Genomic DNA, 16483 nt, shown 5'->3' on the forward strand with positions numbered 1-16483 from the left:
TCGACATAGTTACCAACTAAAAAATCTATTTGATGAAAAACTACATTTTTGCAATTGCCTTACTAATTACATTTTTGGCATGTAAGCAAAACACAAAGACAGAAGAAGCTACAGAGAGTGTAGAAGAAGTAATAGAAGAAACTCCAGCAGTTACCTATCCAGAAAACCTGACTAAAGTATTTGATGCCCATGGCGGAATGGATACATGGAAATCTATGAAATCCTTAGCTTTCACTATGGAAAAGCCTGACGGAAAAGAAGTGATAACTACGAACTTAATTTCAAGAGAAGGATTAGTAGATAACCCAAAAGAAAGTATTGGTTTTGATGGTGAAAAAGCGTGGTTTGTAAATAAAACCGAAGGAGAGTACAACGGGAAAATGGCGAAATATAAATATAACTTAATGTTCTATTTCTATGCGATGCCTTTTATTCTTGGGGATGAGGGAATTAACTATGCAGATACAGAGCCTTTAGTTTTTGAAGGGGTAACATATCCAGGAATACAAATAACCTATAACGCAGGAGTTGGTGAAACTCCAGAAGATCGTTACGTGTTATATTACAACCCTACAACCTACCAAATGGAATGGTTAGGCTATACCGTTTCTTTTGTACCAGGAATAGATAAAAAAGAATTACACTTTAGAAGATATAATAACTGGCAAAAAGTGAATGGCGTATTATTACCTAAAACAATTGTAGGTTACGGTTTTAAAGATGATAAACCAACCGAAGCTAAGCATAGTACAGAATTTACAGAGGTTCAAATTACGAATACAGCGATGCCATCTAGTACATTTGCTAAACCTGAAAAGGGAGAATTCGCAAACTAAGAGTTCTTTTAAATCACATAAAAAAAGCGAACATTACATAATGTTCGCTTTTTTTTATATGCTATTTTTAAGTTTAAAATTAAAAAGAATCTGGATTAATAGGTCTGTATTGTCCTGGGATTTCTAACATCACTTTTCGTAATTCATTTTTTAATGTATAACTAGTGAAATCTGGATACGCAGTAAGTCTATTAAAATTTTGTGGCGTAAAAACTAAGTTATCTGTAGGTATCGCTTCAAATTTTTTATAAGGTGCTGTTGTTTTTAAATTTTTTTCTAAAACCAGAATTTTTTCAAAAGTATAGCTGTCAAAAAAAGAATAACTTTCCTTTTCTATTTTCTTTAGCTCTAAGGTTTGTGCAAAAGAAAAAGAGCTTATAAAAAGAGTAACTAGTATTTGTGTCGTTTTCATAAGATATGGTTTAATACTACTAATTTATGAAAAATTCATCTAATTATAACGTTTCACTTTGATAATAATTCACCAAAAGTGCCACCACATAACTGTAACTCTTCATGCCACCTTGTTGGTTGTTAGCCTTTAAAAAGTTGGTGTAGAATAGTTTAAAAATAGGCTCTGTGATATTTTGATAGCTATTCCAAAAATCTTGTGTTTCTTGGTAATTCTTGATGATACCAAGATGTATACTGTCTAATAATGCTTCATAAGCAACTGGATCTCTTCGGTAGACTTCCAATAAACAATGTTTTAATCCGAAAGTAAAACCAGAGTAATTAAAGTAGATATCCGGATTGTTTGTTGCTGCTAAAAATCCAATAAAATTAGCTTCATTTTCTTTAGCATAGCCTAATTGATGCGCAACTTCATGCGAAGCAGTGGTGGGAAATTTATATTTAGGTATTAAAGCATCTACTTGGGCTTCATTGGTAAGCGGATTTAAATAACCAGAAAACCCCATAAAAGTTAAGGGTAAACTAAATAATGATTTTTTAATGCTTTTTCTTTTATAGGAAAGGTGCGGGAAATCTTTCTCTAAAACGTCATAACCCTTTGGGACTTGTTGTAATAATTCGGTTTTACTATAAGGCATTACCACTTTTACGGTATCGTTATTGGTGATTTGAAGATGTAGGGCATTCGATTTTTCAATCAGCTGTTTGGTAACTGTAATTAATTGCTCTGTGGTATAATCTGCTTCTAAATTTAAATTTTGGTGTAAAGGCTGTCTGTAATAATTCATAGCCCAAAAAAGATGAAAGGCGAAATAGATAATGGAAACTGCAGCAAAAACATCAATCAACCAGTTTTTGGTGTCTTTTATAATTCGCTTTCTATTCAGAATAAACCATCGAATCATGTAAATAATAGAAAAAGCATATACTAAATCGCCAAACGAAAACGGAATCCATCCCAAGGTAAATCTAAAAAGATTCGAAATTACTGGATATAAACCGTTACTATAATAAGTTTCTATAAATTCTGGATACCTAGAAAGCAACTTCACTATAAAGTAAAGCGGCACTATAGAAAAAGCAATATAGGTTTTTGGGTTTTTCAGCATCTTTCAAAAGTAAGCAAATGTAGCAAATACTTTGCTTGTAGTCTTTGAAAAAAATATGGTGATAGAAAGAGTTTCTATGGCAATTGTTATCCTGTTTTTTATCACTAACTTCCTGTACAGAGGACGATTTACTTCCTTTAATCCAAGCATTGCCCTTTAGAGGTGGCTTTAGGGAGTTTTTTTATTGGAAAGCAAATTCCAATAACTTGTCTTCCTTAAGCTGAGGTTTTAAAAACCAGCAAGGTTAGTTAGTAGACTATTCGTATCTTCGCACTTTCAAAAATATATACAAATGAATTCAGAAATAAGACAACTAGAACCGCAACAACTTTGGAATAAGTTTGCAGACCTTAATGCAGTGCCAAGAGCATCTAAAAAAGAAGAACGTGTTATTGCGTTTATGAAAGATTTTGGAAACAAGCTTGGTTTAGAAGTTATTGAAGATGAAGTAGGAAACGTAATTATAAAAAAACCTGCTACTTCAGGAATGGAAGATAGAGTTACTATTGTAATGCAATCGCATTTAGATATGGTACACCAAAAAAATAACGATACAGAATTCGATTTCGATACACAAGGAATTGAAATGTATGTAGATGGTGATTGGGTACGTGCAAAAGGAACTACTCTTGGTGCAGACAACGGTTTAGGTGTTGCAACAATCATGGCAATTTTAGAAAGCACAGACATTGCACATCCTGCAATAGAAGCTTTGTTTACTATTGACGAAGAAACGGGTATGACAGGAGCAATGGGTTTAAAAGGAGGTTTGCTGGAAGGCGGAATCTTATTAAACTTAGATACCGAAGAAGACGATGAAATAGGAGTAGGTTGTGCTGGTGGAATCGATGTTACAGCAACTAGAGAATATAATGTAGAAGAAACGCCAGAATTTAAAACAGGGTTTGCTATTACGGTAAACGGTTTACAAGGCGGACACTCAGGAATGCAAATTCACGAAGGTTTAGGGAATGCAAACAAAATTATGAATCGTGTTTTATTTGACGGATTTGAAAACTTTGGTTTGCGTATTTCTGAAATTGATGGAGGAAGTTTACGTAATGCAATTCCAAGAGAAAGTAACGCTATAGTTGCTATCGATGCGGTACATGAAGTTGCTTTTATAGCAGAAACGGAAGAAATGGCAAATACCATTAAAACTGAATTAAGAACTATGGAACCGGATTTAGAAATTACAGTTTCTAAAACCGAAACACCAGAAACTATTATGGATCTTGGTGTACAAGAAGGAATAACCAGAGCTATTTATGCCGCTTGTAATGGGGTGTATAGAATGAGTGCAGAGATTCCTGGTTTGGTAGAAACATCGAATAATATTGCAAGAGTAATTATTAAAGATGGCGCTATTAAAATAGGATGTTTAACACGTTCTTCTGTAGAAAGTGCTAAAGACGATTTAGCAAATACACTTCGTGCAACTTTTGAACTTACAGGTTGTGAGGTAGAACTATCTGGAGATTATCCTGGTTGGGCGCCAAATATGGATTCTTCTATACTAAAAGTATTAGATGGTTTATATGAAAAAATGAATGGAGAAAAAGCGCATGTTGCTGCTTGTCACGCAGGATTAGAATGTGGTATTCTTGGAACGCATTATCCAGAAATGGAAATGATTAGTTTTGGACCAACCATCAAAGGAGCGCACTCTCCTGATGAAAGAGCAAGTATTTCTTCTGCTCAAAAATACTGGAAGTTTGTTTTAGAGATTTTGAAAGAGATTCCGAAGAAATAAAAACTATAAATACAACATAGTAGAAAACAAAAAAGCAGCTCATCGAGCTGCTTTTTTTATGATATGTAATTAGAAATTATTTTTCAATTCCCATTATTTCTAAGTCAAAAACTAAGTTTGTGTTTCCTGGAATTGGTCCCATTCCGTTTTCACCATATCCTAAATAACTAGGAATAAAAACGTGCGCTTTATCACCAACGTTCATATTAAGCATTGCTTCTCTAAAACCAGGAACTAATCCTGCAGTTTCGTTATAAATCATAGCGAAAGGTTTGTAACCATTACCTTTGTCGCGTTGTTCGTTATATTGATCGTTATCTTTTGCTACTTGAACCCAACTGGTATCGAATAATCTTCCATCTTCAAAGAATCCAGCATAATTAATTAATACTTTATCTGTAGAACTTGGTTTAACACCATTTTTAGCTTCATCAATAATCATAACCAAACCAGTAGGAAGTACTTTAATAGTTCCTTTTAAGTTTTCGTTCTTTTTTAAGAAGTTATCTGTAGCTAGTTTTGCTTGTTCTTTAAGTTTAGCTTCCGATTCTTCTTTCAGCTTTTTAATGTTTTCTTCAATTTTTGGTAACTCTTCTGTGTATACTTTAGGAGCATCAAAAGCTTTAGCTAATTTTCCTTTTCTAATAATGTTTACTTCATTAATAACAACATCATTTAAAGGTTTGTTATTTGGTTTTTGTGTTTTTACGTTAGAAATGCTGTCTTGTACATCCATTCCTAAAACGATTTCTCCAAAAACAGCATGACAACTTACTCTTGGGTTATCACATTGTTTTAAATTTCCCTGTGCATCAAATGCATCTAGGTTTGGTGTAGGACCTTCGGTTATAAAAAACTGACTTCCATTAGTGTTTGCTCCAGAATTTGCCATGGATAATATTCCAGGTTTGTTGTGTCTTAAATCTGGATTAAATTCATCGGTAAATTTATATCCTGGATTTCCAGATCCTGTTCCTGTAGGATCTCCTCCTTGAATCATAAAATTGTCGATAATTCTGTGAAAAATAATACCGTTATAAAATCTTTTTCCTTTTAAAGAATCTGTAACATTTGGATGCGTTCCTTCTGCAAGAGCAACAAAGTTTGCAACAGTAACAGGTGCTTGCTCAAAATATAATTTAGCAACCATAGTTCCTTTATTTGTTACAAATTCGGCGTAAAGACCATCATCAAGATCAGGGTATTTATCTTGGCAAGAGGTAGCACTTAGCAAAAGCGCTAGAATAAAAATTTTCATAGTTTGTTTTAAAAAATTCATGTTAATTAGATTGATTTAGAGTTATTGAATTTACTGTTACTTCGCATATTAATGGGATGCTAGTACCAATTCTATTATTGTCGCCATAATAACCATACGCTTTTGGTGAAGGGAAAAGAAAAGTAACGGTTTCGCCAGATTTCATAAGTTTTAAACCTTCACGTAAACCTGTAAAAAGTTCTTGCTTATCCATTGCATAGTTTTGGGTTTTTAATTCCTCTTTAGAATAAATCAGATCTCCGTTTAAAGATTTAACATTATAATTAAAATTTACAATGTCACCAAAACTTGGTTTAATTAAGCTGTCTTCTATTTTAGTGTTATAGTAATACCAAAACCCACTTTGTGAAGCTATATAGTTGTTTTCAGGGTTTTTATCCATAATAGCCTCAATACGAACCTGTTCTTTAGCATAGAGTTTTTTGTTTCTTGCAACAGATTCTTCAATAAAAGAACCAGAAGTTGCAGATACAGGTCTTCTTGCTTCTGGTGATTTACAAGAAGCAAATAGTAGGAATATAAATGGTATTATTAAAAACTTATTCATTGTTTAAAGCCTTTTTATAGCTTGGTAATATACTAATAAATTTTTCAACGGTTTCATTTAAGTCGGTATCACTTTTACCTCCAGCGGCATTAGTATGTCCTCCTCCAGAAAAATGTGCTCTTGAAAATTCGTTTACAGAAAAATCACCTTTAGAACGAAAGGATATTTTAATAATGTTTTGCTTTTGATCCTCTATAAAAATAGCTGCAAATACTATGTTCGCTAATGAAAGGGCATAGTTTACAAAGCCTTCCGTGTCTCCTTTTTTATAATCAAATTTGTTTAACTCTTGTTGCGAAAGTGTTATGTATGCCGTTCTATATTCTGGTAATACCTTTAAATTACTCAACGTACAACCTAATAATTGTAATCTGTTGTAGCTATTGGTATCGTAAATAGCATTGTGTATTTGAGAGTTTTCAGCTCCTTTATCTATTAAGTCGGCAATCACTTTATGCGTTGTAGATGTAGTTGAAGAAAATCGGAATGACCCAGTATCTGTCATGATTCCTGTATATAAACATGTAGCAATATCTGCGTCAATCTTATTTAGATCGTTTAACATGTCTATAAAATGATATACCATTTCACAGGTAGAGCTCATCGTTACATCACTATACGTATATAATGCATAATCATCTGGTTGTTGGTGATGGTCTATCATTATTTTTATAGCTTCACTTTTAGCAAGAACAGACTCCATATCTCCAGTTCTATTTAATGCGTTAAAATCTAAAGTAAAAATAATTTCGGCTTGATTTATTAAGGTATTGCTAGCTTCTGTTTCCGCATCGTATTTTAAAACAGTGTCTTCACTAGGCATCCATTTTAAAAACTCTGGGTAATCATTTGGTGCAATAACACGAACTTCATGATTATATTTTAAAAGATATAAGTATAAGCCTAATGTAGCCCCTATAGCATCTCCATCAGGGTTTTTATGAGGAACAATTACAATTTTTTTAGGAGATTGTAAAAGTGTCTTTATGTTGGTAATGTCTAATTTTTTCATAAGTAGCGAAGATACAATTTTTTAATAATGGATTATATTGTTTTTATGAAGAAATACATTACTTTTGCAAAAAATTAAATTTAAAGAAATGGCAACAAATAGAACATTTACAATGCTTAAACCAGATTCTGTTGAAAAAGGGAATATTGGTGCAATTTTAGAAAAAATTACTGCTTCTGGTTTTAGAATCGTAGCTTTAAAGTTAACACAAATGACATCAGCAGATGCGCAAGCATTTTATGCAGTACACAGCGAACGTCCTTTCTTTGGGGAATTAGTAGAGTACATGACACGTGGACCAATTGTAGCAGCAGTTTTAGAAAAAGACAATGCAGTGGAAGATTTTAGAACTTTAATTGGAGCAACTAATCCGGCAGACGCAGCAGAAGGTACTATTCGTAAACTTTATGCAGCATCTATTGGTGAAAACGCTGTTCACGGAAGTGATAGTGATGAAAACGCAGCTATTGAAAGCGCTTTCCATTTTTCTGGTAGAGAAATGTTCTAGTACATAAATATAACAAGTATAAAAAAGCCTGCAATTTGCAGGCTTTTTTTGTTTCTGTAAGCCAGCTAACAATAAAATTAAAATAACTGTGGTATATTTAGAAAAAAAAAGACATAATGAAAAATTCTACTAAACTTTTATTTGTTTTATTCTTGTTTACAATTGCTAGTTATGGACAGGAAACACAAAGAAGTATCTCTTCTTTTGTAAAAGAAACAAATGCAACTGTCTCCATTAATGAGAATACAAAAATTGCAAGTTTTATTACCTTTCAGTATAATAATCCTTTAGCAGTAGACGGAGCAACGATAGAAGAAAAAGCATTTACTTTCTTAGAAAAATATAAAGCTATTTTTAATATAAAAACGGTTAATGATTCGTTTGTTGTTGAAGAGTATAAAACAGATACATACGGATTTAAACACTTAACGCTAAATCAAGTGTATAATGGCGTTGCTGTGTACGATGGTAAATTAAAGTTTCATTTTGATATAGAAAGTAAATTAACTTCTATTAATGGAAACTTTATTCCTAATATAAAACTTAATGCTGTACCAAGTATATCTGCTTCAAAAGCTAATAGCTTGGCAATTCAAACGGTTGAAAATCAAAAAATAAATGCTTCAGGAACTCCTTTAAAAGTAAATAAAAACACATTATATGTTTTTCAAAAAGGATTAGCGCAAGGGAATTTCACATCCAAACACCTTGTATATGAAGTGGAAGTACGTAATGATAATGATGTTAGAGAATTTATTTTTATAGATGCTATTACTGGTGAAATTGTAGAGCAATTTACAGGAATGGCAAATGTTTTACATAGAGTTGTTTACGAAAGTAATGCTGGTTTTGTTGTTTGGGAAGAAGGAGATCCTTTACCAGGAGCATTAACTATTTGGCAAAGAAATGAGGTAGAAACTGCGGGACACATGTATAACCTATTTAATCATACTTTTGGTTTTGATTCTTATGATGGAGCAGGTGCACAAATGAGAACAATTAATAATGATCCTAATGTTGCAAATGCAAGTTGGAATGGTTCTACCACTAATTATCGTGATGGTACTGCTGCAGATGATGTTATTGCGCATGAATGGGGACATGCATATACAGAATATACAAGTGGTTTAATTTATGCTTGGCAATCTGGAGCTATTAATGAGTCGTATTCTGATATTTGGGGAGAAACTGTAGATTTAATAAATAATTATGAAGATGAAGGAGAAGATGTTTCCTTAAGAACGGGTTGTCAAAGTTCTGTGCGATGGAGAATGGGAGAAGATGCATCTTTTTTTAGTGCTCCAATACGGGATCTTTGGGATCCTACTTGTAATGGAAACCCAGGGAAACTTACAGATAATGATTACCATTGTGAGAATTCGGATTCTGGTGGAGTTCATATTAATTCAGGTGTATCCAATCATGCCTATGCTTTATTAGTTGATGGAGGTACATATAATGGACAAACCATTAACGGAATTGGTTTTACAAAAGCAGCACATATTTTTTGGAGAGCACAGAGCACCTATCTTACTGCAACAAGTAATTTTTATGTGTTAGCAGATGCTTTAGAAGCTTCTTGCTTAGATTTAATAGGAATTAATTTAGAAGGACTTACAACTACAAGTACGCCGGCAGGAGCATCTGGAGAAATAATAACAACTGCAGATTATGATAATTTGGTTAAAGCTATTTTAGCTGTCGAAATGCGCATAAATCCAGAACAATGTGGTTTTGAAGCGATTTTAAAAGAGGCTCCAGAATTATGTGATTTAGCAGAAAATAACCCCGTATTTTTTGAAAATTGGGAGTCTGGTTTAGGAAGTTGGCAAGTTTCAGAGTTTGTTGTCAATTCTGCTACTTGGGAGTCAAGATCTTGGAATATTCAGACGGATTTACCAAATGGAAGAGAAGGACAAGCGGTTTTTGGTGCAGATCCTATTAATGGAGATTGTGGAGCAAATTTGCAAAACGGAATTCTAAGACTAGATAGTCCTTTAATTACTTTGCCAGATTTTACAGAAGGAGTTTATGAATTGGCTTTTGATCATTACGTTGCTACAGAATTTCAATGGGATGGTGGTAATATTAAATATAGTATAAATAATGGGGTTACTTGGGATATGGTGCCAAGTACAGCATTTACACATAATGCATACAACAGCATATTAAATACGAACGGAAATGATAATCCAATGCAAGGTCAAGATGCCTTCACAGGTTCTGATGGAGGTTCTATAACCGGTAGTTGGGGAAAAAGTATTATAGATTTATCTGTAATTGGTCTTGGAGCGAATAGTACTTTTAATCTTAGATTTGAAATTGGTACAGACGGTTGTAATGGTTTAATAGGTTGGTATCTGGATGATCTTGTAATTTATAATTGTAATATGCCATTGTCTGTTTCAGAATATGAGGCTTTACATAGCAGTATTGTAGTATATCCAAATCCTTCAAAAGGGATGTTTACATTAAAGAAAACACAGAATATAGATTTAAGTTCCGCTAGTATTCATGATATTAATGGACGATTCATTAAGCAAATAGATTTAAGTACCATGCAGGTTGAAAGACAAATGAATATTACAGATCTTGCTTCTGGTATTTATTTTATGACGGTTACTTCACTAGATAGTAAAACGGTTATAAAACTTGTAAAAGAATAAGTAGATTATAATAATTTAATAAAAAGCACAGCTAGTAATAGTTGTGCTTTTATTGGTTATTTACATAAGATAGAATGAAAACGAAACTACATATATTTAAAGTTGTTGCAAAACATTTGAGCTTTACCAAAGCTGCAGAGCAATTATTTATTTCGCAACCAGCGGTATCTAAATCCATTAAAAATTTAGAAGAAGAATATAAAACAACGTTTTTTACTAGAAAGAGAAACTCTATAGAACTTACGCCAGAAGGGAAGTCTTTTCTTTTATATGTCAATAGAATACTCGCTGTTTTTTCTGAAATGGAGGAACAGTTTCTCCACAAAAAGGATGTTTTTCCAGAGGTTATTGAATTAGGCGTTAGTACGACATTGTCTAATTATATAATTCCTAAAATAATAGCAAAGTTTAGAGTCCAGTTTCCGCAAACAAAATTTAAAATAATAAGTGATAATTCAGCCCATATTGAAGATTTTATTCTGAATGAAGAAATAGATTTTGGTATTACCGAAGGTAGTATATCTAATACCAAACTGCATTTTGAAAAATTTATTAAAGACGAAATTGTATTGGTCACTAATGTGAATAACAATCTTTTTAAAAAAGGGAGTATCACTATGGAGACGTTACAGGAAATCCCTATTATTGAACGCGAAAAAGGTTCTGGAACAAGAACTATTATTGATGCGTTTCTATTACAAAACAATATAAAAAAGCTAAATAGTGTTGTGTCTTTAAATAGTACCGAAGCGATTAAAAACTACTTGTATCATTCCGATCATTATGCGCTTTTATCTATTAATGCTATTCATAACGATCTTGTCCATAATAAATTAAAAATAATAGATATTAAAGATTTAAGTATCGAAAGATGGTTTTACTTTATCAAAAGAACCGGTTTTCAATCGAAGACTGTAGATTATCTAGAAAATTTCATCCGACAAAACTATAACTTTTAGTTATGCTTAATAACTAATTAATTTGCTTAAAGGTTATTTCTTAGGTTTACTTTTGTATGGTAATAATCTAAAATTAGATGAAAGATTTGTTTACCAAAGCAGCCTACCTCCTTATAATTAGTATCGCTTTTTTAGGCGGAATAAATAGTCCGACAGCATTAATGCTTGGCTTTGTGTTTACACTTGTATTTCATAATCCCTTTCCAGTATACAGTCAGAAGGGGTTTCATCTTTTTTTGAAGATCTCTGTAGTTGGTTTAGGTTTTGGAATGTTTATTAATGAAACATTAGAAATTGGTAAGCAAGGTTTAGAATTAACTATGTTTTCAATTTTTTTAACGATTGGTTTCGGATACATCTTAGGAAGAATTTTGAAGTTAGATGTAAAATTATCACATCTTATTAGTTCGGGAACTGCTATTTGTGGCGGAAGTGCCATTGCAGCAATTGCACCAGTTATTAAAGCGAAAAGTAAAACCATAAGTGTGGCAATAGGTATTGTGTTTTTTTTAAACGCTATTGCGCTGTTTATTTTTCCTGCGGTAGGTCATTTTTTTAACTTAACACAAGAACAGTTTGGTTTATGGTGTGCTATTGCTATTCATGACACAAGCTCTGTAGTTGGAGCTGCCTTAGGTTATGGGGATAAAGCTTTACGAATAGCAACAACAGTGAAGCTAACACGAACCCTGTGGATTATTCCTTTATCTATTTTATCTATGTTTCTATTTAAAACGAAAGGAGAGAAAATAAAGATTCCCTATTTTATTATTCTATTTATAATTGCAATTTTTATAAACAGTTGCCATGTTTTACCAGAACCAGCAACTAGTTTTATTGTGCTTATGGCAAAACGATTGCTTGTTGTAACACTTTTTCTTGTAGGATCTAATATCTCTATTAATGATTTAAAAGCATCTGGTGTTAAACCAGTCGTGTTTGCATGTATATTGTGGTTATTTATTTCCGTTTTCTCGTTAGTTTACATTCTAAACTAAAAAAGAAATGTAGTGTAACGCAGAGAATTAAAACATGACTATTACAAACAAAAAAACGCAACCAATAGGTTGCGTTTTTGTTTTAAAAAGATAAGTATAAATTATATAACTTTTACGTTTATTGCGTTTAATCCTTTTTTTCCTTCTGTTAATTCGAACTCAACTTCATCGCCTTCACGAATCTCATCGATTAATCCCGAAATGTGTACAAAATGTTCTTTGTTTGAACCTTCTTCTGTGATAAAACCAAATCCTTTGGTATCGTTGAAGAACTTTACTGTTCCTTTACTCATTGTAATGTAATTTAATTTGTTAATATGTAATAGTTTACAAATATAATGCCAATAAATTAAATAAAAAAAAATTCACTAAATTATCTTAATACTAGTTTCTTTATAATCTCTTTACCTAGGCTTTCATTAAGCATCTTAACTATTTTTTCTTTGCCATAACTCAATTCTTCGCGTAAAACACTAGAGCTTAATTGTATATATAAAGTTTCGCGTTCTAATTGTACTGCTGTAGTGTAATTATTTACACCATTTCCCATTAGGTTTGCCCAAGCTTCAGCCACATTGACTTTATCTAAGCCACGTTCTAATTTATTGGTTTCTACAAATTCTTTTAAAGCATCCGAAATGCTTAGATTTTCATTATTACGTTTTGCCATATTCCTTTTCCGCAAAAGCGGAAATCTTTTTAATTTTTATTTATCCCTTCTAAATCTAAAGGTTGATAGCGTTTGTATAAATATACGTCCTTATTCTGGTTTATTATTTTTAATTGCGATGTACTTGCTAATAATATAGTTTCTTTCCATGTAGCAAAAGGGGTCTTATAATATACATTTAAACTGTCGTTTTCTATTATAAGTTGCATCGTTTCGGCATCTTTAGACGTTTCGTAAGTGCCTAAAAAATTAGGTTTCATTTTTTTTCTAAACCCAGTTAAACTATCGTTTATTTCAAAATAATCTATAGTATCATTATAGTTGTAGTCTTTTATACTGCCATCATGTAAGGTTACTTCGTCAATTTCCCAATATCCATTTATATGTGGTATAAAGGTTTCCGGATTTGGCGAACAACTAAAAATAGTTAGGGCTAATAAAAGGATTGCATATTTTTTCATAGCTTAAAAATTTCAAAAGATTGGTGTACTTGTTTTACGGCATTTTCAGTTCGTTCGGCGTGTGTATCACTAATAAAAAGTTGTCCGAAGTTTTCATCATCTACCAATTTAATAATTTGTGCAACGCGTTGTTCATCTAACTTATCAAAAATATCATCTAAAAGTAGAATCGGGTTTACGCCACTTTGTTTCTTTATAAAATCGAATTGTGCCAATTTTAATGCAATTAAGAAGGACTTTTGCTGTCCTTGACTTCCAAATTTTTTAATAGGATGTTCTGCAATATTAAAAACCAAATCGTCTTTATGAATACCTGTACTAGTATATTGTAGCGCTTTGTCTTTATTAATAACGCGCATTAAAAGCGTGTTGAGGTCTGCTTCAAATAAATCACTTTTATATACCAGATCTACACTTTCGTTATTATTGCTAATAGCTTCGTAACGCGATTTGAAAATAGGAATAAACTCTTGTAAAAAAGCATCACGAGATTTAAAAATTCGGGTTCCATAATCGGTTAACTGATTGTTATAAATCTCAATAGTATCTTGGTTATACGTGTTGTTAAGTGCAAAATATTTCAATAACGAGTTTCGTTGTGCTAAAATCTTATTGTACTTAATTAAATCGTCTAAATAGGTTTTATCACTTTGCGAAATCACACTATCAATAAATTTACGTCTGGTGTCACTTCCTTCGGTAATTAAATCTCGATCTGCTGGTGAAATAATAACCAAAGGCAAGAATCCAATATGGGCACTAAATTTTTCATAAGCCTTATTATTTCGCTTAATAACCTTTTTCTGACCTTTTTTTAAGCTAATTGCAACTTTCTCTATGTTATTTTCTTTTTCATAATCGCCATTAATGACAAAAAACTCTTCGTTGTGTTTTATATTTTGTGATGCAACCGGATTAAAATAGCTTTTACCAAATGAAAGATGATAAATAGCATCTAGAATATTGGTCTTACCCACGCCGTTGTTACCAACAATGCAGTTTATTTTTTCATTAAAGGTGAAAGAAATGCTGTCAAAATTCTTATAATTAAGTAAAGAAAGTGATTTTAAAATCATAAAAAAGTGTGATAATCGGAATTCTAGAAGTTGTTTTCTTGAAATGTCTTGCAAAATATTGAAAAATAACAAATAAATAAACCTTATTTGTGAAGAAAAATTTTATTTTTGCCACGCAATAATTAAGAAAATAATGGCAACGTACAAGAAAAGAGGATATAAAGCAAATACGAAAGAAGAAGTAGAACATGTTGAAGAAGTAAATTCAACAACTGCTGAAGTATTTAATACACTAGATGAAACAGCTTCTAAAACGGAAGACTGGGTTATTAAAAACCAAAAGTACATTTTTGTAATAATTGGTATTGTAGCTGTGGGTGTATTAGGTTATTTAGGTTATAAAGAATTTGTAGCTAAACCAGCGCAAACAGAAGCGATGAACGATATGTTTCAAGCGCAAAAATATTATAACGAAGCAGTAACAGGAACAGACAAAGATTCTTTATTTAATTTAGCATTAAATGGAGGAGAAGGTAAGTTTGGTATGTTAGATATTATATCAGAACATAGCGGAACGGAAGCTGCAAACCTTGCAAACTATTACGCAGGAATGGCTTACTTAAACCAAAAAGATTACAAAAATGCAGTTTCGTATTTAGGTAAATATACTGGTAAAGATGAAGCAACTGGACCTATTGCTAAAGGAGCAATTGGAGATGCATTTGTACAATTAAACCAAAAAGAAGATGCTTTAGGTTATTATGTGCAAGCGGCAGAAATGCGCAACAATGAATTAACAACGCCAATGTACTTATACAAAGCAGGAATTACTGCTTTAGATTTAGGAAAAGCTAGTGAGGCGTTAAAATATTTTACTAAAATTAAAGAAGAATATCCTACTGCAACTGAAGCTACAAATATTGACGTATTTATAGGTAAAGCAGAAGTGTTGGCTACTAAATAAATTACCGCTTTCGCGGAAAGAAACATGGCAACAGTAAATAAAAATTTATCCGATTACGATAAAAACACAATCCCAAACGCGAAAGATTTTCGGTTTGGGATTGTTGTTTCAGAATGGAACGATAACATCACCGAAGGGCTATACAAAGGTGCTTTTGAAACACTAATTGAAAATGGTGTTTCAGAAGAAAACATACTACGCTGGAATGTTCCTGGTAGTTATGAACTTATATTTGGAGCAAAAAAAATGCAACAGTATAATGTAGATGCTGTAATTGCTATTGGTAGTGTCATTCAAGGCGAAACCAAACATTTCGATTTTGTTTGTGAAGCCGTTTCTCAAGGTATCAAAGACTTAAATGTGATACATGACGTTCCTGTAATTTTCTGTGTACTTACAGATATGAATATGCAACAGGGTATTGAACGTTCTGGTGGAATTCACGGGAATAAAGGTACAGAAGCTGCGGTTGCTGCAATTAAAATGGCTGCTTTAAATAATTTATAGTTACTTTATCAGTCACAGTGTTCAGTCATAGTATTCAGTTGCAGTAGGCAGTCGCAGTATGCAATCGCAGTCGCAATGTTCCGTCTTTGTTTTAACAGGTCAAGAAAGCATTTCGTTTGTTTCAGTCTTCGTAATTTTGTGAGAAAATAGTGTATTCTATTATTTGTTGACTGTCATTCTCCACATTTGTTAACAATTTTTAGCACTTACAAACCCATTTTTCCTTGTAAATTAAGTAAATTTGAAGGTAACGTATACTTTTAATTTTACAGTGAATTTATTTAATCAGCGCAGGAACAAATCGTTTAGTTATACACCTAAGCACCAAAGAGAGCAGGATAAAACCCAAAAAGAAGATCTAACTTCACAATGGGAAGGGATTCGTAGAACCTCTAAACGAAAAGGAAGTTTTCTTTCTAGTTTGACAGTTATGGTGTTATTTTTGATAGCTGTATTGGTGTTGTTATACATTTTAGGTAGTTACTAATAAAGCAAAGATTATGGGAATTTTTAAAACAAGACAAAACAGAAAATTTGATTACACGCCTCAATATTTCAAAGGAGAGGGAAATCCGTATGAAATTAAACATAAATTTGATGACCAAAGACAAACGGTTGGCAGTCAAGGAGGAATAAAAACAAAACTAATTTCTGCGCTTAACGACTATAAAAACAACGAAGATAAAACCGCAAATAAACGCGTTTTAATTATTCTTGCTATACTCATATTTGTATTTTTGTTTATTATAGATTTCGAATTATCTATATTCTTTTCAAAATAATT

Annotated in this window: 18 protein-coding genes; 9 read left to right on the forward strand and 9 right to left on the reverse strand. The window is 32.2% G+C overall.

Annotated features, from left to right (window positions below; genetic code table 11):
• Positions 1–32 precede the first annotated feature (32 nt).
• Positions 33–836, forward strand: a complete 804-nt coding sequence (locus tag FG167_RS10915) for a DUF6503 family protein (protein ID WP_203458305.1) — start codon at positions 33–35, stop codon at positions 834–836.
• Between the two features lie 79 nt (positions 837–915).
• On the opposite strand, the gene FG167_RS10920 is transcribed toward FG167_RS10915, so the two are convergent.
• Together FG167_RS10920 and FG167_RS10925 are read right to left on the reverse strand one after the other, a co-directional pair.
• A complete protein-coding gene (locus tag FG167_RS10920) occupies positions 916–1248 on the reverse strand; it encodes a hypothetical protein (protein ID WP_203458306.1) in 333 nt (110 codons plus the stop codon).
• Between the two features lie 43 nt (positions 1249–1291).
• Positions 1292–2359, reverse strand: a complete 1068-nt coding sequence (locus FG167_RS10925) for a DUF3810 domain-containing protein (RefSeq protein WP_203458307.1) — start codon at positions 2357–2359, stop codon at positions 1292–1294.
• 292 nt (positions 2360–2651) lie between these two features.
• On the opposite strand from FG167_RS10925, the gene FG167_RS10930 reads away from it, so the two are divergent.
• A complete protein-coding gene (locus FG167_RS10930; protein ID WP_203458308.1) occupies positions 2652–4112 on the forward strand; it encodes an aminoacyl-histidine dipeptidase in 1461 nt (486 codons plus the stop codon).
• A 76-nt stretch (positions 4113–4188) separates the two neighbouring features.
• Here FG167_RS10930 and FG167_RS10935 read toward each other — a convergent pair whose 3' ends face one another.
• From FG167_RS10935 to FG167_RS10945, 3 genes are read right to left on the reverse strand one after another with little or no spacing between them, the layout of a single operon-like run.
• On the reverse strand, positions 4189–5370 hold the full coding sequence (locus tag FG167_RS10935; RefSeq protein ID WP_203458309.1) for a peptidylprolyl isomerase: 1182 nt from the start codon (positions 5368–5370) through the stop codon (positions 4189–4191).
• 22 nt (positions 5371–5392) lie between these two features.
• Positions 5393–5938: a gliding motility-associated peptidyl-prolyl isomerase GldI gene (gene gldI, locus FG167_RS10940; protein WP_203458310.1), complete on the reverse strand. Its 546-nt coding sequence runs from the start codon at positions 5936–5938 to the stop codon at positions 5393–5395.
• A complete protein-coding gene (locus tag FG167_RS10945) occupies positions 5931–6950 on the reverse strand; it encodes a bifunctional oligoribonuclease/PAP phosphatase NrnA (RefSeq protein ID WP_203458311.1) in 1020 nt (339 codons plus the stop codon). The genes gldI and FG167_RS10945 overlap by 8 nt, the downstream gene beginning before the upstream one ends.
• An 88-nt stretch (positions 6951–7038) precedes the next feature.
• On the opposite strand from FG167_RS10945, the gene FG167_RS10950 reads away from it, so the two are divergent.
• The 4 genes from FG167_RS10950 (at position 7039) to FG167_RS10965 (ending at position 12081) form a co-directional block, all read left to right on the forward strand.
• A complete protein-coding gene (locus FG167_RS10950) occupies positions 7039–7458 on the forward strand; it encodes a nucleoside-diphosphate kinase (RefSeq protein ID WP_203458312.1) in 420 nt (139 codons plus the stop codon).
• Positions 7459–7574: 116 nt separating this feature from the next.
• Positions 7575–10124 (forward strand): M4 family metallopeptidase, encoded by a 2550-nt coding sequence (locus FG167_RS10955; protein WP_203458313.1) that lies wholly within the window; start codon positions 7575–7577, stop codon positions 10122–10124.
• A gap of 74 nt (positions 10125–10198) precedes the next feature.
• Entirely contained in the window at positions 10199–11083 is an 885-nt protein-coding gene (locus tag FG167_RS10960) for a LysR family transcriptional regulator (protein WP_203458314.1), read from the forward strand.
• 77 nt (positions 11084–11160) lie between these two features.
• On the forward strand, positions 11161–12081 hold the full coding sequence (locus FG167_RS10965; RefSeq protein WP_203458315.1) for a YeiH family protein: 921 nt from the start codon (positions 11161–11163) through the stop codon (positions 12079–12081).
• 101 nt (positions 12082–12182) lie between these two features.
• On the opposite strand, the gene FG167_RS10970 is transcribed toward FG167_RS10965, so the two are convergent.
• From FG167_RS10970 to FG167_RS10985, 4 genes are all read right to left on the reverse strand, one after another.
• Positions 12183–12374, reverse strand: a complete 192-nt coding sequence (locus FG167_RS10970) for a cold-shock protein (RefSeq protein WP_183488476.1) — start codon at positions 12372–12374, stop codon at positions 12183–12185.
• Positions 12375–12454: 80 nt separating this feature from the next.
• A complete protein-coding gene (locus FG167_RS10975; RefSeq protein ID WP_203458316.1) occupies positions 12455–12751 on the reverse strand; it encodes a DUF721 domain-containing protein in 297 nt (98 codons plus the stop codon).
• A gap of 29 nt (positions 12752–12780) precedes the next feature.
• Entirely contained in the window at positions 12781–13212 is a 432-nt protein-coding gene (locus FG167_RS10980; protein ID WP_203458317.1) for a hypothetical protein, read from the reverse strand.
• Positions 13209–14288, reverse strand: coding sequence for a DNA replication/repair protein RecF (locus FG167_RS10985; RefSeq protein ID WP_203458318.1), 1080 nt, complete (start codon positions 14286–14288; stop codon positions 13209–13211). The genes FG167_RS10980 and FG167_RS10985 overlap by 4 nt, the downstream gene beginning before the upstream one ends.
• Positions 14289–14421: 133 nt before the next feature.
• Between FG167_RS10985 and FG167_RS10990 the strand changes: the two genes are divergently transcribed.
• The 3 genes from FG167_RS10990 to FG167_RS11000 all read left to right on the forward strand — a co-directional run bounded on the left by FG167_RS10990 (position 14422) and on the right by FG167_RS11000 (position 16481).
• Entirely contained in the window at positions 14422–15192 is a 771-nt protein-coding gene (locus FG167_RS10990; protein ID WP_203458319.1) for a tetratricopeptide repeat protein, read from the forward strand.
• Positions 15193–15216: 24 nt separating this feature from the next.
• Positions 15217–15699, forward strand: coding sequence for a 6,7-dimethyl-8-ribityllumazine synthase (ribH, locus tag FG167_RS10995; protein ID WP_203458320.1), 483 nt, complete (start codon positions 15217–15219; stop codon positions 15697–15699).
• 500 nt (positions 15700–16199) lie between these two features.
• Positions 16200–16481 carry a riboflavin synthase subunit beta gene (locus FG167_RS11000; protein WP_203458321.1) on the forward strand — a complete coding sequence of 94 codons (282 nt, stop codon included), beginning with the start codon at positions 16200–16202 and terminating at the stop codon, positions 16479–16481.
• Positions 16482–16483 lie beyond the last annotated feature (2 nt).

Source organism: Lacinutrix sp. WUR7 (genome assembly GCF_016864015.1).
Lineage (GTDB): Bacteria > Bacteroidota > Bacteroidia > Flavobacteriales > Flavobacteriaceae > Oceanihabitans.